Here is a 23,285-nt window from a genome sequence, read left to right as displayed (position 1 = left end):
TTTTCCATTTCCGAAGCTTGCCTCAGGCGGAAGGGCTTACTAGTGTCTGCGCCTAAAGAAAAGGCAAGGGGGAAATGCCATGTTTCAAGGCAGCGCGTCGGCGTTACAAATCGGCATTTTCTTCGGGCTAACCGCCCTGATCGCCGTCCTGACCTATTGGAAAGTGCATGGAGCGGGGGCTGGTCATAAGGATCGGCAGAAGGACGGCGGGACAACCCGTGAAGTCTTTTTGGCCGGTGGTGGCCTTTCTTGGCTGTTCGTGGCTGGTGCCATCACCTTGACCAATCTCTCGACCGAGCAATTGGTCGGCATGAATGGCAACCAGATGCTATTGTTAGCTTGGTGGGAGATTTGCGGCTTCTTTGGCCTCCTTATTCTGGCGTTCGTCTTTGTGCCCATCTATTACCGAAACAATTGTACCACGGTGACGGAGCTGTTGGAAAAGCGCTATAAAGGCGGCAGCATCCGCACCGTGATTTCCGCGCTTTTCCTGATTGGCAATGTGCTGATCTATCTGCCAGCGGCGCTCTATAGCGGCAGTCTGTTCCTGCAATCCATGTTTGGCGTTGAGTGGTCGCTTTTGTGGTTTGCCGCGCCCATGGCCATTATCGCAGCTATTTATACCATTACGGGTGGCCTGCGGGCGGTAGCCGTGATGGATACTTATTCCGGCATTGGCGTTCTGGCGATTGCGTTTCTGGTTGTGATCTTGGCGATGGCGGCGGTCAATTTTGATCTGGTGTCGGGTGTTCCAGAAGAACGCATATCTATGATCGGCTCCTTCACCTCGCCCATTCCGTTCCATACGCTGTTTACGGGCATGTTGTTCATCCAAATCTTCTACTGGTCGACCAACCAAAACATCACCCAAAAGGCGATGACGGCCCCGACCGTGCAAGAAGCGCAAAAGGGGGTTCTGGCCGCCGCCGTCGTACGCATCCTGATTATCCCTGCCATTGTGGTGATCCCCGGCGTCGTAGCTTACAAGCTTTTCGGAAGCGTGGGAGATGCGGCCTATGGCAAGCTGGTTGCCCATGTGTTGCCGTCGTGGATGTCGGGCGCTTTTGCCGCTATGATGGCCGCGGCCGTGATTGCGCATACCAGTGCCATTCTTAACTCCAGCGTCGCGCTTTATTCCATCGACTTCCATGAGAAGTTCATTGGCGCGGTGAAGAACCATTGGCGCTTGGCGGCGATTGCCTCGGCGGTCCTGACCGTTACCTCCATCGCGCTGGTACCCGTCTTCCAGAATGCCAAGAGCATCATCAATCTGTTGCAAGAGCTGAACGGCCTGTTCTCCATGCCGATCCTGTCAGCCTTTATCGCGGGGCTCTTGTTCCGCAATGTGGATGCACGGGCAGCGATTGCGGGCCTTATCTTTGGCTTCCTGCTCTATGGCTTCCACAATTTCGTGCTCTACAAGCCAGACACCTTGTATCCAGGCGAGACCTTCTATCAGCATATCGGCCTCTACTGGCTGCATTATATCGACGTGATGCTGATCGTGCTGATCACCTCGGTCATCACGGCCTTGAGCGTCAATCGCTGGGTGTTTGGCAATAAGGCCGTGTTCATTTTTAGCGCCAAGGGGCGTGCGATGAGGGCGTTGGAACCATGAGCGGCAAGATCCTTGTTATTGATGAAGGCACCACCTCCACCCGCGTGATGTTGTTTGAAGCCGATGGCACCTGCCTCGGCAGCGCTCAAAAGCCTTTGACCCAGCATTATCCTGCCCCGGGTCTGGTTGAGCATGATGCCGAAGAAATCTGGACGCTCACCCTCGCCTGCGCCCAAGAGATGGTGACCAAGGCCGGTGGCGCTTCGGCCATTGCAGGCATTGGCATCACCAACCAGCGCGAGACCATCGTGTTTTGGGACAAGACGACGGGCAAGCCCTTGGCCCCCGCTATTGTCTGGCAAGACCGGCGGACCGCTGACATGTGTCAGGCCCTGAAAGAACAAGGCCAAGAAGCCATTGTACAGGCCAAGACCGGCCTCTTGCTCGACCCCTATTTCTCTGGCTCCAAGATCGGCTGGGCCTTAAGCAATTGGCCGCAATTGAAGGCAGCGGGCGACAAGCTCGCGGTTGGCACGATTGAGAGCTATCTCGTCTACCGTTTGACCGGTGGCGCGCATATCTCCGACGCGACCAATGCCTCGCGCACCGCGCTGATGGCGATTGGCAGTGCGGGCTGGGACGATGGCCTGTGCGACCTATTCGGTGTGCCGCGCGCCATTCTGCCCCAGATCGTCGATTGCGCCGGACCTCTCGGCCAGACTTTGCCAGAGTTGTTCGGTGGTGCCATTGCCATTTCGGGCATGGCTGGCGACCAACAAGCAGCAACCATTGGCCAAGCCTGCCTACAGCCCGGCCAGACCAAGGCGACCTTTGGCACCGGGGCCTTTGTCCTGACCCAGACCGGGCGGACCCTGCCGCAGTCGAAGAACCGATTGCTCGCCACCATTGCCTGGCAATTAGACGGCGTGCGCCATTATGCTTTGGAAGGCTCGGTCTTTGTGGCCGGAAGCCTGATGCAATGGCTCCGCGACGATTTGGGTCTAATCGAACGAGCTTCCGACTCTGAAGGTCTGGCCCGCAGCGTGGCAGACAATGGCGGCGTCTATCTGGTCCCTGCCCTATCCGGCCTTGGCGCACCGCACTGGCAGCCCCATGCCCGTGGGGCCATTCATGGTCTCAGCTTCTCAGCCAAGAAGGCCCATGTGGTCCGCGCAGCCCTCGAAGCCATGGCCCATCAGACGTATGACCTGATGACCGCCTTTGCCGCCGACGGGGCCGATTGGGCCGAGGTCCGGATCGATGGCGGCATGGTTGCCAATGATTGGATGGCGCAAGACTTGGCCGATATTCTGGCCATCGATGTCGAGCGTCCCCACTTCATCGAGACCACGGCTTTGGGTGCCGCCATGCTGGCCGGGGTTGGCTGTGGCCTCTACGGCTCGCTCGAGGAGGCCGCAATCATGCGGGGCAAGGTTGAGCGGTTTAACCCCGCTATGGCCAATCCGATCCGGCAGACTCGCCTCAGCGGCTGGGCCGATGCCCTGAAGCGCGTCCTCGCTTAAGTCTCTAGATTCAACGCCCTGACAAGCACTCCTGTCATTTTGACAAGGGTGCTTGACATTGTCTCGCCTGTGTGTGACAAGTGTCCTTGTCATAATAGCAAGGAAGCCTGACATATGTCTGCACTTGAAAAACCAAAAGCCATCTTCTCTCCAAAGTGGCTCGTCAGCGTCGGCGCGCTCGCCGTTTGCGGCGGTGCCTTCGGCTATGTCACGGGCGACTGGTTCGCCGAGCGCTTTCCCCATGGCGGGGGATTTAGCTATTTGGCCGAACAAGGCTACCCACCGCTGACGATCATTAGCCTCGTCTTGGGCGGCATCCTGCTCTTCATCTATGTCTGCTCCGCCATCGTCTACGGGCTCGCCATCGTCAATAAGGGCATCGCCAGCAACCGAGTCCTCACCGGCGGACTTGGCGGCAACCCATCCTCCCGCAAGGCCTACCCTTATATTTTCGTCTTTTATGTCGCTTATGCCGCGGTGTTCGGCATTTTGACGCTTTATGCGGCCTCCCCTAATCTTCCGACCAGTTTTGCATGGCCGATGTTCTTGATTGGCCTCGTAAGCAGCATTGCTATGGCCTGGAGCGCGACAAAACTTTGGTTCATTCTGGACGAATTCTTTCGCACGATTTGGGTGGAAGCTTGCGCTTTAGCCTCCTTTATCATGCTGGTAATCGTCTTAATCGTTGCAAGTGCGGTCTCGGTTGGTCTTATGCCAGCGGTGACACTCTATTCCGGACTGGTCCTTTACCAACTCATTTACTTGATTACCTACGGCATCGTCGCAGGCGCGCGTGATCCCAACATGCTCGAGATGGGGGAGCCAGAGGACGCATGAAAAACCGTCTCAAAGTTCTCCGTGCCGAGCGGGATTGGTCTCAATCCGATCTGGCTGATGCGCTCGACGTCTCCCGCCAGACCATCAACGCGTTGGAAACAGGGAAATACGACCCCTCCCTGCCCTTAGCCTTCAAAATTGCGCGTTTATTTGCGCTGCCGATTGAAGCCATCTTTGAGGACACCCTATGAACGACCCCGCCTCCACACCCAAAAAAGCGAAATGGTCGCGACAAGGCAAGATCAATTTCTATATCATTGGCTCTCTCCTGCTCGGCGGTGCTGTTGGTTTCTTGTTGCCTTTCAACGAAGCGAACGGACCCAGCCTTCTGGTGGTCGGACTATTGAGCCTCGCCACGATCATCGCGGTTGCAGCCACCATTTTCTACACCAAGCTGTTGGATGAGTTGGCCCGCCACACGCACGAGGTTGCGCTCTATTGGTCCTCTGTTGTGTCCATCGCGATCTGCTTCGTGCCTGCAACAGCGATCATCGGCTTTCCAAACTTTGAGCTCCCCAGCTTGGAGAGGCTGCTAGCTACTAAAACCCATGCTTTCGCTGCTGGCATGGCCGTGCCCATTTTGATGCTCCTGGTTTTCTATTTCGCGATCTGGACGCATCTTTGGCTCAAACGAAACAGGGCCTGAGCCAGCCCACCCGGACTTTGTTTTACCTCCCTCCCAAACCTTAACGCTTACGAGGATCATGATGATGAAAAAGACTCTCTTAGTAGCCCTGTCGGCTTTCAGTTTTGCCCTGTTCCAAGCCCCATCCGTTCTGGCCCAATCGGCCAAAGCGCCAGCTACCGCACCTGTCAGCCAAAAGGCGACGCCTGCGATGTGGGTCGTGAAGGACCGAGACACCACCATCTATCTATTTGGCACCTTCCACTTGATGGCCCCCGGCATCGATTGGAACCATGGCAAAGTAAAATCCGCCTTCGAAAGCGCAGACACCTTAAAGCTCGAGATTGCAAATCTGGACGCCGAGGCCCCCGCCATTGCCAATCTGATGGCCACCAAAGGCCAATTGCCCGCCGGCCAAACCATTTTTGATGGCCTAACTGAAGCCCAAAAGACGGCCTTAAGCGCCATCATCGCACAAAGTGGGTTTCCACCCGAAGCCATCCAGCAAATGCGGCCTTGGATGGGCAGTCTGATCCTGTCGCTTGGCCTCTATCAAAAGCTGGGCCTCGACCCGAACCAAGGCGTCGACAAAACGCTCGACGGTTTGGCACGCGCCGCCAACAAGCCGGTGGAAGGCTTTGAAACCGGCGCAGAGCAAATTGGCTTTTTTGCCAATCTGACCGACGACCAGCAAAAGGCGATGCTGGTCTCAACCATCGAGGATTGGGACCAAGCCACAACCATGCTGAACGACATGATTGATGCCTGGAAGACGGGTAATGCGGACAAGCTGGGCGATCTGATGAACACCAGCCTGCGCAGCCAGCCTGAATTGTCAAAGCTCATTTTGGCCGATCGCAACAAGCGTTGGGCGGATTGGATCGCTACGCGCATGGCCACGCCCGGCACCGTGTTCGTGGCCGTCGGTGCTGGCCATTTGAGTGGACCAGACAGCGTGCAGGCCTTCTTGAAGCAAAAACGCATCAAGTCCACGCGGGTGAAGACGAAGTAAGCCATTTGCTTCGCCCCCTATGCCCCTCGCCCTCTGGGAGAGGGGCTTGTTACTGCGCGCACTCCAACACCCATAGCCCCGCGTGGAAAACCACCGGGGGTGCGGCTGAGTGAGGGGCCGGGGCGCGTGGTGTGCGCCAAATGAGGTGGGCCAGATTAACGGACTGGCCCGGAATACGACGCAAACCGTGCGCCCCGGCTGAATAAGTGTGTGTGCTCGGGGTGGGTAACGAGGCCACCTTGTGGTGTAGTTCTTCCCCCGCCTAGTACGTAAAGGCCTCATCCTAGAAGCGCGTGCTTCTAAAAATACATAAGGCTTCCCCAAGGCGTCTCAAAGGCATCGCCTAAGTTCTTGACCAAGGGCTTCACACGGCAGTCGGGCACAAGCACACTCGGGCATCAGGACAGCTAATCCCAATGAAACACGAGGTCGCCACTTCAACCTCGATTAATCCCGCTTACCATCCCCAACCGGTGTCGCCGCTGCAGCAACAACGCCCTCTCGTTGGAGATGGGGTGAGGTTACGCCGTGTTTGGATAGAGGGGGATAAGTTTTTATCTATGCTTGCTGAAACACCCCTTCACCGCCTTCGGCGGAGCTTCCCCATGAATGGGGAAGCGGCAGCGGCAGCAGTTGGGACACGCCGCTTCCCCGTTTACGGGGAAGCTGGCCGCGAAGCGGACTGAAGGGGTGTTTCCATCTAGACCGATTTTGGTGAGACAGAAGGATCACCAAAAGGACCGCGCAGCACGAGCTGCGCCTGTCAACGCGTACCGATGCGCAGCTCTTGCTGCGCGTTCCCCTTCACCGCCTTCGGCGGACATCGGCGCATGCGCCGATACCCCGTAAACGGGGAAGCTGGCCGCGAAGCGGACTGAAGGGGTGTTTCCATCTGGACCCATTTTGGTGCAACCTACGTTCCACCAAAATAGATCATCGAGCATGCCCGCGACATCTGGGTCGTCAAGTGCGCAGCTTTGCTGCGTCGCTAAGCGATCCGTTTTCAGAGAAAACGGACACTTGACTACCCAGAGGTCGCAAGAACAATTGAGACAGCGGTTTGGTGAGACAGAAGGATCACCAAAACGCTTCTAGACAGAAAACCCACCAAAAGGACCGCGCAGCACGAGCTGCGCATATGGGCGCGTGAACATGCGCAACTTTTGTTGCGCGGCCCTTTTCCCCCGCCGTCATCCCCGCCGAAGTGCCGGGGCAAACACTGCCGCCCCGTCACGTATCCTCGCGCAATAGCCCTTGGACAAAGCCGCCCATCCAAGGCTGGCGGGCGCGGCGCATGCGTTCGGCTTCGAGGATGGTTTTTAGGCGTGCATAGCTTTGGTCTAAATCTTCATTCACCAGCACATAATCGAAATTTTCCCAGCGGCTGATCTCGCCATAGGCATTGGTCATACGCTTTTTGATCACTTCGGGGCTGTCTTGCCCGCGCGAGATAAGACGCCGTTTCAGCTCGGCCATGCTGGGCGGTAGAATGAAGACTTTCACGACATCATCTGGCGCGGAGGTGCGCAATTGCAGCGCGCCCTGCCAGTCGACATCAAACATCAAATCGCGGCCCGCTTGCAGGATGGCAAAGGCGCTTTCGCGCGGGCTGCCGTAATAATGGTCATGGACTTCGGCCCATTCCAGAAAGCCATCTTGGGCGCGGTGGGCGCGGAATTGGTCTTTATCGACAAAGTGGTAATGCACCCCGTCGCTCTCACCCGGTCTCGGCGCGCGGGTGGTCCAGGATACTGACAAGGCGATATCGGGGTCTTCGTCGACGAGGCGGCGCGACAAGGTGGTTTTGCCTGCCCCCGATGGGCTGACCAAAGCCAGCATCAAGCCGCGACGCATATGGAGATGGAGCTCACTCGACATTGGCTGCCTGTTCTTTCAATTGATCGACATTGGCTTTGAGATCGAGGCCAGCCCGGGTCAGTTCCAGTGCGGCGGCTTTGGCTGTCAATGTATTGGATTCACGGTGAAATTCTTGCGCAAGAAAATCAAGCTTGCGTCCAATGTCGCCGCCTTGTTGCAGGAGGGCACGGGCTTCCCCACTATGGGCACGCAAGCGGTCCAATTCCTCGCGCACATCGGCTTTAAGCGCTAAAGCGGCGGCTTCTTGCAACAGACGTTGCTGATCATAGGGCACATCACCCAAAAGCTCTGCCGCGCGCTTTTGTACCCGGTCGCGAATGGCGACGACTTGGGCTTCTGCGGCGGCTTCGGCCTGCTGGGTGGTCGCCTCAATGCGCGACAACAACGCATTGAACAGGGTGAACAGCCCCTCGCCTTCGCGATGCCGTGCCGCCAGAAGGGCGTCGAGCGCGCTATCTAGGCCGATAATCAAGGCAGCGTCGCGTGCGGCCTTCACCTCATCTGGCTCTACAAAGTCTGCACTTTCCAAGACGCCGCGCAATTGTAATAGGCCATCGAGACTGGGACGTCCTACCCGGCCCTGCTCGATCAAGGCTTGGCCTTCAGAGAGATAGAATTCAATCATGTCCTGATTGACGCGGATCATCGGTCCAATCGTGGTGGTGTCGCGCTTGGTGGCGAGCGAAATTTGGATCGAGCCGCGCTTAAAGCGCTTGGCGCAACCTTCGCGGATTTTGGTCTCGAAAGCTTCGTAGCCGGGCGGCAGTTTGAACTTCACGTCCAGATTACGGCCATTGACGCTGCGCGCTTCCCACGCCCAAGCCACATCGCCAGCTTGACCTTCCGCGCGGCCAAAGCCCGTCATACCCAAAAGCGGCGTCACAGGCTTCATTCGCCACCCCCTAAGAGGTTTTGACTCTTTTTCTCTTGCTCAGCCCGCCAAGCCCGCCAGCGCAGAACATTGCGATTATGCTCAGCATAGGTCTCAGCAAAGACGTGCCCGCCCGTACCATCTGCAACGAAGAAGATTTCACGCGTGCGTGGTGGATTGAGGACCGCGGCCAGAGAATCCTTGCCCGGATTGGCAATCGGCGTGGGTGGCAAGCCTTGGATCACATAGGTGTTCCAAGCATGGGGATTTTCGAGGTCGCTTTTGAAAATCTTCCGGCGCAATGGCGCACCCTTGGTGATGCCGTAAATGATCGTCGGGTCAGACTGCAGCTTCATGCCCAGACGCAGCCGATTGACGAAAACTGCCGCCACACGGGGCCGCTCTTCAGCAATCCCAGTCTCTTTCTCGACGATAGAGGCCAAGGTGATGGCCTCTTGTTTGGTGGCAATGGGAAGATCCGGTGCGCGCTTCAGCCACAATTGATCAATCAAAGCCTGATGGCTCTCCTGCATGCGCTTGACGACGCTGGCGCGCGTCTCGCCGCGCTGGATCGGATAGGTATCGGGGTTCAACGTGCCTTCGGGCGGTGGCGGTGGCAATTTGCCGCTTAAGAAGCGGTTGGCTTCTAACCTTGTATAGATTTGGCTGACGCTCCAGCCTTCCGGTAGCACCACAACGCGCTTGACCCCTTCGCCGCTGGCGAGGATTTTGGCGATGCGACCAGGGGTTGCCCCAGAAGGGATTTCATATTCGGCAATTTTTAAATCTGCGGCAGAACCATTGATGGCAACCGCCAAGCGAAAACCAAGCGCGGAATGCACCAAGCCTTCTTTTTGCAGACGTGCCCCGACAATACTAGCGGAATCACCCTCTTGCACGATGAAGAAGCTCGATTCCCCCTCTTTGGCTTTCGGGCCCGGTCCCAATAGGAACAGGCCCGTGCCGAGGACGAGCAGAATGGACGCAAGGCCCAGCCCGATCCAGATGCGCTGCCACATGGCTTTCGCCTGTGCCGCCTTTTTACCACGCACTTTGGCGACAGGATCGGTCATTAGACCGCTTTCAGGACAAGTGCCGCATTGGTGCCGCCAAAGCCAAAGGAATTGGACAACACAGCTTTAGCCACCACCTTCTTCGCTTCCAGCGGAACGAGATCAATTTGGGTCTCTACCGATGGATTACGCAGATTAAGGGTCGGCGGGGCAATCTGATCGCGCAAAACCAGCAACGAGAAAATCGCCTCAACAGAACCAGCAGCACCCAAAAGGTGACCAATGGCTGACTTGGTTGACGACATTGTCAGGCCGTTGGTATCGGCACCAAACAAACGCTCTACCGCGCGCAATTCGATCTCGTCACCCAAAGGCGTCGAAGTGCCGTGCGCATTGACATAGCCAATGTCTGACGTCGCAAGCCCTGCATCTTTCAGCGCCGAACGCATAGCGCGGAAGCCACCATTGCCGTCTTCAGAGGGGGCGGTGATGTGATAAGCGTCACCCGACATGCCATAGCCTGCGACTTCGCCATAAATCTTGGCGCCACGTGCCTTGGCATGCTCATATTCTTCCAAAACGACGACGCCAGCGCCTTCGCCCAGCACAAAGCCGTCACGGTCCTTGTCATAAGGACGCGAAGCCAAGGCTGGATCGTCGTTAAAGCCATTGGATAGAGCCCGCGCGGCGGCAAAGCCTGCAATGCCAATCTTGCAAACAGCGGCTTCGCAACCGCCGGCAACCATCACATCCGCATCGCCATATTTGATGATACGTGCCGCATCGCCAATGGCATGGGCCCCGGTCGCACAAGCAGTCACGACGGAATGGTTCGGCCCTCTAAAGCCATGCTTGATCGACACATGGCCAGACGTCAAATTGATCAAAGCCGAGGGTACGAAGAAGGGGCTAATCTTCCGATGGCCTTCCTTCTCGAGCAGCAAAGCATTGTCTGCAATGGTGGATAGACCGCCAATGCCAGAGCCAATCATCACGCCTGTGCGCTCTTGCTGTTCTTCGGTTTCAGCAACCCAGCCAGAATCGGCAATCGCCTCATTGGCGGCTGCGACCCCGTATAAAATAAACTCATCGACACGCCGACGGTCCCGCGAGGACATCGCGGTTTCAGGATCGAACGACCCTGCCACATCAGCACCGCCACCACCGCGCCCGGTCGTCCAAGGAACTTCGCAGGCATAGCGGACTGGCAAGTCCGACGCATCAAACGCACTGATGGTGCCTGCCCCGTTTGCACCGGACAACAGGCTTTTCCAAACGAAATCGGCCCCGACCCCGATTGGGGTGACGAGGCCGATTCCCGTCACGACAACGCGACGCATGTTCTGATCAGCCAGCGTTGGCCGAAATGAACTTCACCGCGTCGCCGACGGTTTGGATCTTTTCAGCAGCATCATCTGGAATCTCAACGCCAAACTCTTCTTCAAAAGCCATGACGAGTTCCACTGTGTCGAGGCTGTCTGCGCCAAGATCATCAATGAAGCTCGCATTTTCAACGACTTTTTCCGCATCAGCGTCCAAGTGCTCAATTACGATCTTTTTTACGCGGTCGAAAACGTCAGACATTGTTGGTCCTCGAATCCTGCCGAAATCCCTTCGGCGTTGTTATAGTTACCGTTTTGCCAACATAGCGCCACGGGAGATGAACGAATTAGCACCTTTGGCTTGAGGCCGCTAGCGCCAAAACAGTACCTAAATCATCGCCATTCCGCCATTTACGTGCAAAGTCTGCCCTGTAACATAGCTGGCTTGATCGGATGCTAGATAGACAACCGCTGCAGCAATGTCATCAGGCTGACCAAGTCGAGCGGCAGGAATAGACTTGGTAATGGCTTCTTTCTGGGCTTCATTGAGCGCATCTGTCATAGGCGAGACGATAAATCCTGGCGCGATACAATTGGCTGTAATGCCGCGTGAAGCCAGTTCTTGTGCAATGGATTTGGTAAAGCCGATCATGCCTGCTTTCGACGCTGCATAATTGGCTTGGCCCGGATTACCCGTGACGCCGACCACGGACGTGATTGCAATGATCCGGCCCAAGCGCCGCTTCATCATGCCCTTGGAAGCCGCCCGCGCCAAACGGAAGTAAGAACCCAAATTGACGTCGAGCACGCGCTGAAAATCCTCGTCCTTCATGCGCAGAAGTAAGCCATCCTTGGTGATACCGGCATTGGCCACCAGAATATCGAGCCCGCCAAGCGCTTCTTCGGCTCGACCAATCAGGCCATCAGTCTCAACTGGGTCAGATAGATTGCAGGCCAATGCCACACTACCCGGCAATTCCGCGCTCAACGCATCCAGCGCTTCCTGGCGGGTACCCGATAAAGCCACTTGCGCGCCAGCAGCATGTAAAGCGCGCGCAATCGCCCCGCCTATGCCGCCGGTAGCCCCCGTTACAAGCGCCTTTTTGCCTGTGAGATCAAACATCTGCGTTCCTTCTTTCGTCTAGCTTAAAGAAGCGGCAAAGGCCGCAATTTCATCCGCGCCCGTCAAAGCGATGGAGGTGGCCTCTGGCGCGATCCGCTTGGACATGCCGGTCAAGACACTGCCGGCACCTAGTTCGACAAATTGGGTGGCACCTTGGGCGGCAAACCAGCCAATCGATTCCCGCCAGCGGACGCGACCGGTGACTTGCTCGACCAGCAGCTTAGCGATGGTGTCGGGGTCTTGGGTTGGCGCGACCGTCACATTGGACAAAACGGGCACCACGGGCTTGTTGATGGTGGTCGCGGCCAATGCTGCGGCCATTTCTTCCGCTGCCGGGCCCATCAAAGGACAATGGAAGGGGGCAGAGACCGAAAGCGGAATGGCGCGCGCGCCCATTTCCTTGGCCGCTGCAATCGCAGCATCCACACCTTCTTTCGTGCCAGAGATCACGATGTTTCCGGCATTATTATCGTTCGCCACAACGCAAACACCTACTTTGGCCCCAGCAGCAGCAGCGGCCTCTGCCAAAGCCAAGTCGACTTTGGGGCCAATCAAGCTCGCCATCGCGCCAAGGCCAGGTGCGACCGCGCGCTGCATGGCTTGACCGCGCAGACGCAACAGACGGGCTGCATCGCCAATGGAAAAAGCCCCTGCTGCTGTCAGCGCTGAATACTCGCCCAGCGAATGGCCAGCCACAAAAGCAGCCTTATCGACACCTATGCCAAAATCGGTATGCAAAACGCTTACAACCGCCATGCTGACCGCCATCAAGGCCGGTTGTGCATTTTCAGTCAGCGTCAGGGTCTCAATCGGACCTTCGGCCATCAGGCTCGAGAGCTTTTGCCCAAGCGCGTCATCAATCTCTGCAAAGACCTGCTTTGCGGCGGGGAATGCTTCGGCAAGGGCAACACCCATACCGACGCTCTGGCTACCTTGGCCGGGAAATTGGAAAATCAGCATGATTTGGCGTTAGCCTCGCAGGCCCGTTTAGGCAAGTGGGGCGAGATTTCGGCTAAGCTTATCGAGCCAGTCCATCCCAAGCCAGCCAAGCGGCAATGCCCACCAGCGCTGCGGTGAAAAAGATGTTGAGATAGGTGCGTCTTTTGCCTGCACTCAGCCACGGGCGCAGGCCACCGGCGGCCAAAACGATGGCCAAGTGAACCCCGGTTGCGACCCCTATATGGGTAAGGCCCAGCCAAAGGCTTTGCAGCCAAACCTGCTCGCCCTGCCCCTCGACAAAGCGGGGCAAGAGCGTGACGTAAAACAAGGCGGCCTTTGGGTTTAGGATATTGAGGGTGAGACCGCGCATAAAATGCCGCCCGGCATGGGTGGCTGTCTCTTCACCCTCGCCTATGCCCGCCTCGCCAGTTTGTCTGGCCCTTTCAATCCAGGGCTCAAAAGCCAGATAAACCAGATAAAGAACGCCCAGCCAGCGTAGGCCCGCCAATAATTGGGGTTGGGCCGCCATGAGGGCACCGAGACCTGCAATTGCCGCGACCAGATAGAGGCATAGGCCCAGTGCGATCCCCAAGACCGCCTGCAGGCCCGCTGCCCGGCCCTTGTCCAATGTCAAAGTCGCCAGCCACGCCATATTGGGCCCGGGCGTCAGCTCCAACAGCGCCACGACAAGCAAAAACTCCATCCAGCTGAGTGTCACGTGTCCTGCCGCCTTTTCCGATTGCTTGGCGACCACCTTCGCTGCGCTAAATCCTTTGCGCAAGGCCGGATTGAGTGGGCGTACTGCGCGCCACCCCTTCCCTTTTCCACAGATAAGTGCTTTACGCCCCGCTTCACTGATTGCGGTCCGCCCGCATGAGCGACTTCGTGTGCCTAATAAGCAATTCAGCACGAGGAAGCTGCGACGCGGAACCATCAGGTGGTTTAGTCCCCGCTGAACCATTTGCCGCAATCGCCTGGGGCGCATCTAACGGAAATGGATTCTCATGCCGTTCTACGAACATATCATTATTTCGCGGCCAGATATCTCGCCGCAGCAAGTTGACGAGCTGGTTGAAGGCATCACCACCTTGATCGCCGAAAAGGGTGGTAAAGTTGGCAAAGTCGAATATTGGGGCCTGCGCAACTTGGCTTACCGGATCAACAAAACCCGCAAGGGCCATTATTCGTTGATCAATATCGATGCTCCAGCCGCAGCGGTCCATGAAATGGAACGCCTGCAGCGCATCAACGAAAATGTCATGCGCTACATGACCATCGCCGTTGAAGAGCTCGAAGAAGGTCCTTCGCCTATTTTGGCCCGTCGTGAACGCGACGAAAAGAAACAGCGCGCTCGCACTGAAACCAACGGGATGGATTACTGATCATGACTTCCAAGTTCACCATCTCCAACCTGCCATCGCGTCGTCCGTTTGCACGCCGCCGTAAGGTTTGCCCATTCTCTGGCGATCAAGCGCCAAAGATCGACTTCAAAGACGTGAAGCTGTTGCAGCGTTACTTGTCCGAAAAGGGCAAGATCGTTCCATCGCGCATCACTGCCGTCAGCCAAAAGAAGCAACGCGAACTCGCTAAGGCGATCAAGCGCGCCCGCGTTTTGGCTCTTCTTCCCTATCACGTCGTTTAAGGAGACGCCGACATGGACATCATCCTGCTCGAACGCGTCGGCCGCCTTGGCGGTATTGGCGACATCGTATCGGTAAAGCCTGGCTATGCGCGCAACTATTTGTTGCCGCAAAAGAAAGCCCTGCGCGCTACTGAATCCAACAAGAAATTGTTTGAACTGCAACGTACGGCTCTTGAGACCCGTAACGCAGAAGCCCGTGCAGCAGCGGAAGCTGCTTCTGAAGGCTTGGCAGGTCAGGCATTCTTGCTGATCCGCGCTGCTGGCGAAAGTGGCCAATTGTACGGTTCGGTTGCCGCTCGTGATATCGCAGAAGCAGCCAATGCCGCTGGCTTCCACGTTGCACGCAACCAAGTCCAGCTCGACACGCCAATCAAGGCGATCGGCTATCAGACCGTGAAGATCCGTCTTCACCCTGAAGTCGAAGTTGAAGTCTTCATCAACGTGGCTCGCACGCCAGATGAAGCAGAGCGTCAAGCTAAGGGCGAAAACGTCATCAATTCGCAATTTGACGAAGATCGCGTCGCCGCAGCTGAACAAGCCGCTGAGATCGCCGAGAACGCGGTGCAATTGGACGGCTACGAAGCCTAGGCTTCTGCCCGTCGGGCATGCATTCAAAACTGAAAGCCCCGCAGGATCACTTGCGGGGCTTTTGTTTTGCCAATTCCTAAGCTTAGGATCGGTCAGCCAAGTGGCGGAAGCGGGATAAGGAGAATTTAAGACAATTCGCATAGAATCTCTGCATGAATGATCCGCGTGCATCCGCCGAAGATTTAGAATCTGCTGAACTGGTGGCGATTTACGCCCCAATGGCCCGTGCTTACGCCCTGATTTTGGGCATTTATTACATTCTGCTGACTGGCGCTCACCTTTTGGTTCTAAAAGGAAACTTGGCTGTCGTGATGGCCTGCGTTGCGGCGACGTCTGGCGCTTTGATTCTAACCTTGCGCTTTACCTTGCTGCGCGAGGTCAAGAAGCTGGAGTATGTTGGGTTAAGCGTCTTTCTGGTGAATGTGCTGGCCATCACCAATGTTGTGATCCACGCAAGCTATGCTGGTGATGAAATCCAATTTGTCTATTTGCTGATGCTGGCCTTTGGCAGTGCAATTTTGGGCCCGACACTGGGTGTCGTTGGCGCCACCCTTGCGCTTGTGGCATTGGGGGCTGCATTCCTGACCATTACGGGCATGGAAGCCATGATTGTGAACAAGGTTTTCACCGGGGTGACGGCGGTTGTCGGCAGCTTTGCCGCATCCATCTTCCTGCATCGCATGGTTCGAAGCCAAGTCGATTTTCGCGTCCAATCACAAGACTTGCTTGAGATTGTTGAACGCGAGCGCTTACGCGCCCAGACCATGGCCGATGAAGCGGACTTTGCCAATCGCGCCAAGACGGACTTTTTGGCCAATATGAGCCATGAATTGCGCACGCCCCTCAATGGCGTCGTCGGGATTGCCAATACGTTGGCGACAACCCAACTAGACAAACAACAAAGAGAGATGGTCAATCTGATCGATGCATCGGGTCGGACCTTGGCACGCCTCTTGTCCGACATTCTCGACTTCTCGAAGATCGAAGCGGGTAAAGTGGAAGTTGAGCGCGCACCGTTTGATTTGCGCGCGGAGCTCGATGCCTCTGCCCTTCTCTTGCAAACCTATGCAGCCGACAAAAAACTGCAGTTTGATGTGACCTATGGCGAACATGCACGAGGCTGGTTCTATGGCGATGCCACGCGGATCAAGCAAATCGTGGCCAATCTGGTATCCAATGCGGTCAAGTTCACCGACCAAGGTGAAGTCCACGTCTTTATCAATTGGTCTGAGGCCTCTGAAATCCTCGAGATCAAAGTCGTGGATACCGGGATTGGCTTCGATAAGGAAACTGGACGGCGCCTATTCCAGCGCTTCATTCAAGCTGATACCTCGATCACACGTCGCTTTGGTGGCACGGGCCTTGGGCTTGCCATTTGTCGCGGCCTGATTGAGGCCATGGGCGGGGGCATGAATTGGGAGTCAGAGCCCGGTGAAGGCTCGACCTTCATCGTGCGCATTCCGCTAGAGCGCGAAGAGGCCCCGAGGCTAGTGGGTTCTACAGACACCATGCTCGATCCTGTTGCGCCATCCCAAGAAGCGCCGCTTCGGATTTTGGCAGCCGAAGATCACCCAACCAACCAGAAAGTGCTGCGTCTGATCTTAGAGCCCTTAGGCGTCGATCTGACGATGTGCGACGATGGTATGGCCGCGCTCAAAGCCTATCAATCCAGTCACTTCGACGTGGTCTTGATGGATATGCAAATGCCCGTCATGGACGGACTGACCGCGACCATAGCCATTCGCGAGCACGAAAAAGCCCATCATTTGCCGGCGACCCCCATCGTCATGGTAACCGCCAACGCGATGCGCCAGCATCGCGATCAAGCGATTGAAGCGGGTGCCAATAGCCATTTGGCCAAGCCCTTCACCCCTGCTTCACTGATGAGTGCCATTGAAGCCGCGCTCGCAGAAGGGCAAGGCGCGGACGACATTGAAGGCGTTACGTCAAAAACGGCCGTAACGGCAACGCCCGCACAACTATCCACAGATGAAAAATTGCTGGGGATGTTCTAGCCTCGTTCTGCGTCGCACAGGTGATTCGCTGCGCGACACCTGAAAGAGTGCGACATGGCTGATGGAAACCTTACCCCGCTCGATCCCGCCCGTGTACTCCGCACGGCCCCGCATAATTTGGACGCCGAACAAGCCCTGATTGGGGCTATTTTGGTGGATAACCAAGTGACGAGCCGGATTGGCGACATGCTGAAGCCGTCGCACTTCTATGATCCGGTCCATGGCCGGATCTATGACACCATCACGCGCATGATCCAAAAAGGCTCGTTGGCCGATGGCATCACCTTGCATGCCAAGTTCAGCCAAGATGGGGCTTTGAAGGATATTGGTGGCGCAGCCTATTTGGCGACCCTAGTGGATGCAGCGGCAGACCCTGCTGCGGCTGCCGATTATGGCAAGCTGATCTTTGACTTGGCCGTGCGACGCGACCTGATCCGCATCGGGTCAGAAATGATGGCCGATGCCACCGACCATGAAGATGGGATGGAGGGGGGCGCGCGCCTGATCGAGACTGCGGAAAAGAAGCTCTATTCATTGGCAGAGACCGGCCAACTCAATCAGGGCTTCAAAAGCTTTGCCGCATCGCTCGCGGCAACCATCGATATTACCGCCGCAGCATTCAAACGCGACGGTCAATTGATCGGGGTGCCAACGGGCCTAAATGAGATCGACCGGATGTTGGGCGGTTTGCACAAGTCAGACTTGTTGATCCTCGCCGGGCGGCCTTCAATGGGTAAAACCGCACTAGCCACCAACATCGCTTTCAATGCAGCCAAACGTTTCAAGCGCGAAGCAAAGCCAGATGGGTCGTTTCAGACCATTGATGGTGGCGTCGTGGCATTCTACTCGCTCGAAATGTCGGCCGAACAGCTGACCATGCGTCTTCTGGCCGATTATACGGCCATCGGCTCTGACCGCATGCGTCGTGGGGACTTGGACAAGGACGAATATGCCAAGCTGCGCGAGGCGGCGATCGATCTGCAAAGCCTGCCGCTTTATATTGATGACACGGGCGGTCTGTCGATTTCGGCCTTGGCGGCGCGCGCACGACGCCTGCAGCGTCAGCACGGCCTTGATTTGATCGTGGTGGATTATCTCCAGCTTGTGACCACCAGCGGCTCCAAACGCTCGGAAAACCGGGTGCAGGAAGTCAGCGAAATCACCCAAGGCCTCAAGGCCCTTGCCAAGGAACTGCAGGTTCCCGTCATCGCCTTGTCGCAGCTGTCGCGCCAAGTTGAAAACCGCGAAGATAAGCGGCCCCAATTGGCCGACTTGCGGGAGTCAGGTTCGATCGAACAAGACGCCGACGTCGTAATGTTCGTGTATCGTCATTCCTACTATCTCGAACGCCAAGAACCCAAGCCTGGCACGACCGAGCATTTCCAGTGGCAAGAAGAAGTCAGCGAAATGCGCAACGTCGCTGAGGTCATCATTGGCAAGCAGCGCCATGGCCCGATTGGCAAAGTCCGCGTTGGCTTCCAAGCCGAGCTGACCAAATTCACCAATCTTGATTCCAGCGGACGATATGAGAGCTTGGATGAGTGAGTCAGTCTCAGGGTTCCCGCGTCATAGCCAGTTGAAGATTGATCTGGGGGCTTTGGCTCGCAATTGGGCTTTCTTTGCCGAAAATGCGCAAGGGGCAGAGTGTGCGGCAGTGGTGAAGGCCAATGGCTATGGCCTAGGCTTGGCCGAGGTGTCTCAAAGCCTTGCCGATGCCGGTTGCAAAACCTTCTTTGTCGCGCACGCGTTTGAAGGGGAAAAAGCGCGGCATGCTTTGGGTCCAGACCCAGTTATTTATGTTCTCAACGGGGTGATGGCAGACGAAGTCAGCGCCTTTTTGGCTGGCGACCTGCGTCCTGTTCTCAATGATGTCGGCCAAGTCCAGTTGTGGGCGGAAGCGGGCCTTGGGCAACCTGCGGCCTTGCACATTGATACGGGCATGAACCGATTGGGGCTGAGCGAGGAAGATATCGACCGCGTTGAAGAAACCATCTTCACCTTAAATCTTGCGCTGATCATGAGCCATTTGGCCTGTGCGTCCGATCCGCAACATCCTAAGAATGGCATGCAACGCGATGCCTTTGTGTCGCTGGCCGCGCGGTTACCCCCTGCCCCCTTGTCGCTTGCGGCTTCAGCAGGAATTTTGCTTGAAGGGGATTATTGCTTTGATCTGGTTCGTCCTGGCATCGGCCTTTATGGCGGCGGCCCGTTCGACCAAGACCCTGTACCTTTAGAGCCTGTCGCCACTTTGGAAGCCCCCATCATCCAGCTACGCAGTGTCGGCCCTGGCGACACGGTGGGCTATGGCGCGACCTGGCAAGCCGATCGTCGTCGCACAATCGCGACAATTGCCCTAGGCTATGCAGACGGCTTTCTACGCTCAGGTTCTAACCGAGGCTTTGCGATTTTGGGTGGGGCGGTTTGCCCAATCGTCGGGCGGGTCTCCATGGACTTGATTACACTGGATGTCTCCAGTGCCGGCAGCGCGGCAAAAATCGGCGCGATGGCGCAATTCCTCGGTCGTGCAGCCCCTCTCGACGCCCAAGCTCAAGCGCTCGACACAATTCCCTACGAAATCCTGACCCGGCTAGGGGATCGCTTTGAGCGCTCCTATCTGGAAGGCTGATTAGGCATGGCAAAAGCGCAATCTGTTTTCGTCTGCCAGTCCTGCGGGGCAGTCCATGCCCGTTGGCAAGGGCGCTGCGAAGCCTGTGGCGCGTGGAACACCATTGTCGAAGAAGCGCGCGAGAGCCCGCAAGCTCTCAGCCCCTCGGCCCGCGCACGTGGCAAAGGCCCGGGCCTCGCGTTTCAGGCCTTGGACGGTGTTGCCCAAGCCCCGCCCCGCCTTGCCACAGGTATAGACGAATTTGACCGCGTTTGTGGTGGCGGGTTGGTGGAGGCGTCGGCCATTCTGGTCGGCGGCGACCCTGGCATCGGGAAATCAACCTTGCTGCTCCAAGCTGTGGCGGGCGCGGCCACACGCGGCATCAAGTCGGTTTATGTCTCTGGCGAAGAAGCCATTGCTCAAATCCAAGACCGAGCGCGTCGTATGGGGATTGAGAAGGCACCGGTGCAATTAGCGGCCGAGACCCGCCTTGAAACCATCCTTGAGGCTCTCAAGCACGAAAAGCCGCAACTCGCCATCATCGACTCGATCCAAACGGTGTGGACGGAGACGCTCACCGCGGCACCGGGCACTGTCGCGCAAGTGCGCGCCTGCGCCCATGAATTGGTGCGCTATGCGAAGAAAGCGGGCACCGCCATTATCCTCGTTGGCCATGTCACGAAGGATGGCCAAATCGCCGGCCCCCGCGTGGTTGAACATTTGGTCGATGCCGTCTTGCAATTTGAAGGCGAGCGCGGCCATCATTTCCGCATCTTGCGCGGTCTCAAAAACCGCTTTGGCCCAACGGACGAAATCGGCGTGTTTGAGATGGGGGACGCGGGTCTGCGCGAGGTCACCAATCCCAGTCAGTTGTTTCTGGATAATCGTGGCCATGCCCGCCCTGGCAGTGTGGTTTTTGCTGGCATTGAAGGGACGCGTCCGGTTCTGGTAGAAATTCAAGCGCTCGCCTCGCCTACCGCCTTTGGCGCGCCAAGACGGGCGGTGGTCGGCTGGGACACCACGCGCCTTGCCATGATCCTCGCCGTACTTGAAACCCGCTGTGGCTTGGCTTTTGGTGGCAGAGATGTCTATCTGAACGTCGCGGGCGGCCTCAAGATTAGCGAGCCCGCCGCTGACCTCGCCGTTGCCGCAGCCCTTGTCTCTGCGCTCTTTGATCAGGCCTTACCTGAGGATTGCGTTGTGTTTGGCGAGATTGCGCTGTCGGGTGATGTCCGCCCTGTCAGCCGGGCTGACGCCCGCCTTAAAGAAGCCGAGAAGTTAGGCTTTACTCAGGCCTTCCTTCCTCGGGCTGCTTCGTCTAACACCACCGCAAGCACTGCAAGCCAAGCCCGCCGACTCGTGGCAGGGCAATCCGGTGTGAAGCACCGCGTGATTGCCACAGCAGCCGACCTTGTGGCGACCATCACAGGACAGGAATATCCCGAGACGCCTTAGTCTCTTTTGGAGCAGTGTGTATGAACGGATTTGATATCGTCATTCTTGGGATTGTGGCGATTTCAGCTCTTTTGGCTTTTGCTCGCGGGTTCGTCCGCGAGGCCTTGTCGATGGCGGCCATGTTCATTGCAATTCTGGCCGTATTATGGGGTTTTCCAGTGTTCCGCGAGCCGATGCGCGGGATTATCGAGACGGGTTGGCTGGCCGATGCCGCCACCGTCGGAGGAATCTTCATTCTGGTCTATATCGCCGTGCGGGTCGCAACCGGGCGTATCCATGAATGGATCCATGATTCAGAACCTTTGGGCATTTTGGACCGGACGGCTGGTCTGTTGTTTGGTGTGGCGCGCGGTTTTGCCCTTGTCGGCGTTGCCTGCTTGGTTGTGACCTCTATTGCGCCGCCAAGCATGTTGCCGAAATCGTTTCAGGCGGCAAAATTCTACCCGATGGTGATGCTGACCGCTGACGCTTTAAAGCATTTGGCACCGCAGGCCGGACAAGCCGCAACCAATATGGCCCGAGGTGCTGCCTCGGCCGGTGAAGACCTAGCTCATTCGCGCAAAGCTGATACAGCAAATGTGCTGGATTCATCCGTAGACGGCGAGCCCGTAAAGGCTCAAAAGGCCCCCACTTGGACCGTGCGTCCAACCAACTCAGTGACCCCTGACCCGGAGAGCGAAAAATGAACCCTCAGTGCTATGGGCAAGACGCGCAAGCCGGTGCGACCGGCGTCGGTGGTGACATTGAAGCTTGGCTGGACCCGCATGAAGATCGGCTGCGCGAAGAGTGTGGCGTCTTCGGCATCGCCCACAATGCCGAAGCAGCAGTTCTGACCGCCCTTGGCCTGCACGCGCTGCAGCACCGGGGCCAAGAAGGCTGCGGCATCGTCACCTTTGACGGGGCGCTTTTCCATAATGAACGCCACATGGGCTTGGTAGGCGACCATTTCACCGGCAATGATTTGATGAACCGCCTGCCCGGGCAAAATGCCATTGGCCATGTGCGCTATGCGACCCAAGGCGGGACTATCCTGCGCAATATCCAGCCCTTGTTTGCCGACCTTTCGGGCGGCGGCATTGGGGTGGCGCACAATGGTAATTTGACCAATGCCCGTAAGTTGCGCGAACAGCTGGTTGAAAACGGGGCGATTTTCCAATCTACCTCTGATACCGAAGTCATCCTGCAATTGATCGCCCGCTCGCGCGCGCCCCGCATGATTGAGCGCTTTGTTGATGCCCTGCATCAGATCGAAGGCGCTTATGCTTTGGTTGCTTTGACCAATAAGAAGCTGATTGGCGCCCGCGATCCCTTAGGCATTCGCCCATTGGTTCTAGGTGACCTCAATGGCTCACCGGTTTTAGCGTCGGAGACCTGTGCGCTGGATATGATTGGCGCGACCTTTGTGCGCGAAATCGAAAATGGCGAAGTGGTCGTCTGTTCTGAAAATGGCGTGGAAAGCATCAAGCCATTTGGCCAGCGTGCGCCACGGCCTTGCGTGTTTGAATTCGTTTATTTCTCGCGGCCAGACTCGGTCGTGGACGGCAAGTCTGTCTATGACGTCCGCAAGCGTATGGGCATGCGCTTGGCGCAAGAAACCAAGATTGAGGCCGACGTCGTCGTCCCCGTCCCGGATTCTGGCGTGCCAGCTGCCTTGGGCTATTCAGAAGCTTCGGGCATTCCCTATGAGCTCGGGATTATCCGCAACCATTATGTCGGCCGCACCTTTATTGAGCCGACCCAACAAATCCGGACGCTTGGCGTGCGGCGCAAGCACTCGGCTAACCGAGGTGTTTTGGAAGGCAAGCGCGTGGTGTTGGTGGACGATTCCATCGTGCGCGGCACCACCTCGCGTAAGATTGTGCAAATGGTGCGCGACGCGGGCGCTAAAGAAGTGCATTTGCGCTCCGCCTCCCCCGCCATCCAATGGCCAGACTTCTATGGCATTGATATGCCTGACCGGGATCAATTGATTGCCGGACATAAGAGCGTTGCCGAGATGGCGGAAATCTTAGGCGTTGATTCCTTGGGCTTCCTGTCGGTTGACGGGCTCTATTGGGCACTCGGCGAAGCCACCCGCAACCCGCATGCGCCGCGCTATTCTGATCATTGCTTCACCGGCGATTATCCAACCCGACTGGTCGATTTCGACCGCTCGCAATCGGATAAGGACCATCAATTGTCCTTCTTGGTTGAAGCCTAAGACTTCCACACAGCGAGAAAATCCATGACCGATACGAAAGTCGTCCTTGTAACCGGGGCAAGCCGGGGCATCGGCCGTG

23 protein-coding genes are annotated in these 23,285 nt (G+C 57.0%); 15 read left to right on the top strand and 8 right to left on the bottom strand.

Going from position 1 to position 23,285, the window contains the following annotated elements:
• Nucleotides 1–79: 79 nt before the first annotated feature.
• The 6 genes from ACOVRA_RS06890 (at nt 80) to ACOVRA_RS06865 (ending at nt 5,555) form a co-directional block, all read left to right on the top strand.
• Nucleotides 80–1,618: a sodium:solute symporter family transporter gene (locus ACOVRA_RS06890; protein WP_421719634.1), complete on the top strand. Its 1,539-nt coding sequence runs from the start codon at nt 80–82 to the stop codon at nt 1,616–1,618.
• On the top strand, nt 1,615–3,081 hold the full coding sequence (gene glpK, locus ACOVRA_RS06885) for a glycerol kinase GlpK (RefSeq protein WP_421719633.1): 1,467 nt from the start codon (nt 1,615–1,617) through the stop codon (nt 3,079–3,081). Before ACOVRA_RS06890 ends, glpK begins: the two co-directional genes overlap by 4 nt.
• Before the next feature lie 114 nt (nt 3,082–3,195).
• The gene (locus ACOVRA_RS06880) at nt 3,196–3,918 is read left to right on the top strand and encodes a hypothetical protein (protein WP_421719632.1); all 723 of its coding nucleotides are present in this window, start codon (nt 3,196–3,198) and stop codon (nt 3,916–3,918) included.
• Nucleotides 3,915–4,109 (top strand): helix-turn-helix transcriptional regulator, encoded by a 195-nt coding sequence (locus ACOVRA_RS06875; RefSeq protein ID WP_290801049.1) that lies wholly within the window; start codon nt 3,915–3,917, stop codon nt 4,107–4,109. The genes ACOVRA_RS06880 and ACOVRA_RS06875 overlap by 4 nt, the downstream gene beginning before the upstream one ends.
• Complete coding sequence (locus tag ACOVRA_RS06870; protein ID WP_421719631.1) at nt 4,106–4,564, top strand: hypothetical protein; 459 nt, start codon at nt 4,106–4,108, stop codon at nt 4,562–4,564. The genes ACOVRA_RS06875 and ACOVRA_RS06870 overlap by 4 nt, the downstream gene beginning before the upstream one ends.
• 64 nt (nt 4,565–4,628) lie before the next feature.
• Nucleotides 4,629–5,555 carry a TraB/GumN family protein gene (locus tag ACOVRA_RS06865; RefSeq protein WP_421719630.1) on the top strand — a complete coding sequence of 309 codons (927 nt, stop codon included), beginning with the start codon at nt 4,629–4,631 and terminating at the stop codon, nt 5,553–5,555.
• 1,230 nt (nt 5,556–6,785) lie between these two features.
• Here the strand turns inward: ACOVRA_RS06865 and gmk are convergent.
• The 8 genes from gmk to ACOVRA_RS06825 all read right to left on the bottom strand — a co-directional run bounded on the left by gmk (nt 6,786) and on the right by ACOVRA_RS06825 (nt 13,419).
• The gene (gene gmk / locus ACOVRA_RS06860) at nt 6,786–7,433 is read right to left on the bottom strand and encodes a guanylate kinase (RefSeq protein ID WP_421719629.1); all 648 of its coding nucleotides are present in this window, start codon (nt 7,431–7,433) and stop codon (nt 6,786–6,788) included.
• Entirely contained in the window at nt 7,423–8,325 is a 903-nt protein-coding gene (locus ACOVRA_RS06855; protein ID WP_421719628.1) for a YicC/YloC family endoribonuclease, read from the bottom strand. Before ACOVRA_RS06855 ends, gmk begins: the two co-directional genes overlap by 11 nt.
• Nucleotides 8,322–9,377: an endolytic transglycosylase MltG gene (gene mltG, locus ACOVRA_RS06850; RefSeq protein WP_421719627.1), complete on the bottom strand. Its 1,056-nt coding sequence runs from the start codon at nt 9,375–9,377 to the stop codon at nt 8,322–8,324. Before mltG ends, ACOVRA_RS06855 begins: the two co-directional genes overlap by 4 nt.
• Nucleotides 9,377–10,657 carry a beta-ketoacyl-ACP synthase II gene (fabF, locus tag ACOVRA_RS06845; protein WP_421719626.1) on the bottom strand — a complete coding sequence of 427 codons (1,281 nt, stop codon included), beginning with the start codon at nt 10,655–10,657 and terminating at the stop codon, nt 9,377–9,379. The genes mltG and fabF overlap by 1 nt, the downstream gene beginning before the upstream one ends.
• A 7-nt stretch (nt 10,658–10,664) precedes the next feature.
• Entirely contained in the window at nt 10,665–10,901 is a 237-nt protein-coding gene (locus ACOVRA_RS06840; protein WP_290806760.1) for an acyl carrier protein, read from the bottom strand.
• A 126-nt stretch (nt 10,902–11,027) separates the two neighbouring features.
• Nucleotides 11,028–11,762, bottom strand: coding sequence for a 3-oxoacyl-[acyl-carrier-protein] reductase (fabG, locus tag ACOVRA_RS06835; protein WP_421719625.1), 735 nt, complete (start codon nt 11,760–11,762; stop codon nt 11,028–11,030).
• Nucleotides 11,763–11,780: 18 nt separating this feature from the next.
• On the bottom strand, nt 11,781–12,725 hold the full coding sequence (gene fabD / locus ACOVRA_RS06830; protein WP_421719641.1) for an ACP S-malonyltransferase: 945 nt from the start codon (nt 12,723–12,725) through the stop codon (nt 11,781–11,783).
• Between the two features lie 55 nt (nt 12,726–12,780).
• Nucleotides 12,781–13,419: a LysE family translocator gene (locus ACOVRA_RS06825; RefSeq protein ID WP_421719624.1), complete on the bottom strand. Its 639-nt coding sequence runs from the start codon at nt 13,417–13,419 to the stop codon at nt 12,781–12,783.
• Between the two features lie 286 nt (nt 13,420–13,705).
• Between ACOVRA_RS06825 and rpsF the strand changes: the two genes are divergently transcribed.
• The 9 genes from rpsF (at nt 13,706) to purF (ending at nt 23,206) form a co-directional block, all read left to right on the top strand.
• Nucleotides 13,706–14,083, top strand: coding sequence for a 30S ribosomal protein S6 (gene rpsF, locus ACOVRA_RS06820; protein WP_421719623.1), 378 nt, complete (start codon nt 13,706–13,708; stop codon nt 14,081–14,083).
• A gap of 2 nt (nt 14,084–14,085) precedes the next feature.
• A complete protein-coding gene (gene rpsR, locus ACOVRA_RS06815; protein WP_085339051.1) occupies nt 14,086–14,343 on the top strand; it encodes a 30S ribosomal protein S18 in 258 nt (85 codons plus the stop codon).
• A gap of 12 nt (nt 14,344–14,355) precedes the next feature.
• Nucleotides 14,356–14,931, top strand: a complete 576-nt coding sequence (rplI, locus tag ACOVRA_RS06810) for a 50S ribosomal protein L9 (protein ID WP_290806509.1) — start codon at nt 14,356–14,358, stop codon at nt 14,929–14,931.
• Between the two features lie 152 nt (nt 14,932–15,083).
• Nucleotides 15,084–16,946, top strand: a complete 1,863-nt coding sequence (locus ACOVRA_RS06805; protein ID WP_421719622.1) for an ATP-binding protein — start codon at nt 15,084–15,086, stop codon at nt 16,944–16,946.
• Between the two features lie 54 nt (nt 16,947–17,000).
• Nucleotides 17,001–18,491 (top strand): replicative DNA helicase, encoded by a 1,491-nt coding sequence (locus tag ACOVRA_RS06800; RefSeq protein WP_290806515.1) that lies wholly within the window; start codon nt 17,001–17,003, stop codon nt 18,489–18,491.
• A complete protein-coding gene (gene alr, locus ACOVRA_RS06795) occupies nt 18,484–19,572 on the top strand; it encodes an alanine racemase (RefSeq protein ID WP_421719621.1) in 1,089 nt (362 codons plus the stop codon). Before ACOVRA_RS06800 ends, alr begins: the two co-directional genes overlap by 8 nt.
• A 6-nt stretch (nt 19,573–19,578) precedes the next feature.
• Nucleotides 19,579–21,006: a DNA repair protein RadA gene (radA, locus tag ACOVRA_RS06790; protein WP_421719620.1), complete on the top strand. Its 1,428-nt coding sequence runs from the start codon at nt 19,579–19,581 to the stop codon at nt 21,004–21,006.
• 20 nt (nt 21,007–21,026) lie between these two features.
• Nucleotides 21,027–21,692, top strand: coding sequence for a CvpA family protein (locus ACOVRA_RS06785; protein ID WP_421719619.1), 666 nt, complete (start codon nt 21,027–21,029; stop codon nt 21,690–21,692).
• Complete coding sequence (gene purF / locus ACOVRA_RS06780; RefSeq protein WP_290805499.1) at nt 21,689–23,206, top strand: amidophosphoribosyltransferase; 1,518 nt, start codon at nt 21,689–21,691, stop codon at nt 23,204–23,206. Before ACOVRA_RS06785 ends, purF begins: the two co-directional genes overlap by 4 nt.
• Nucleotides 23,207–23,285 lie beyond the last annotated feature (79 nt).

This window comes from Aquidulcibacter sp. (genome assembly GCF_049239865.1).
Taxonomy (GTDB): domain Bacteria; phylum Pseudomonadota; class Alphaproteobacteria; order Caulobacterales; family Aquidulcibacteraceae; genus Aquidulcibacter.
The sequence above is the reverse complement of the archived record's forward strand: the minus strand, read 5'-3'. Positions and strand labels throughout refer to the sequence as shown.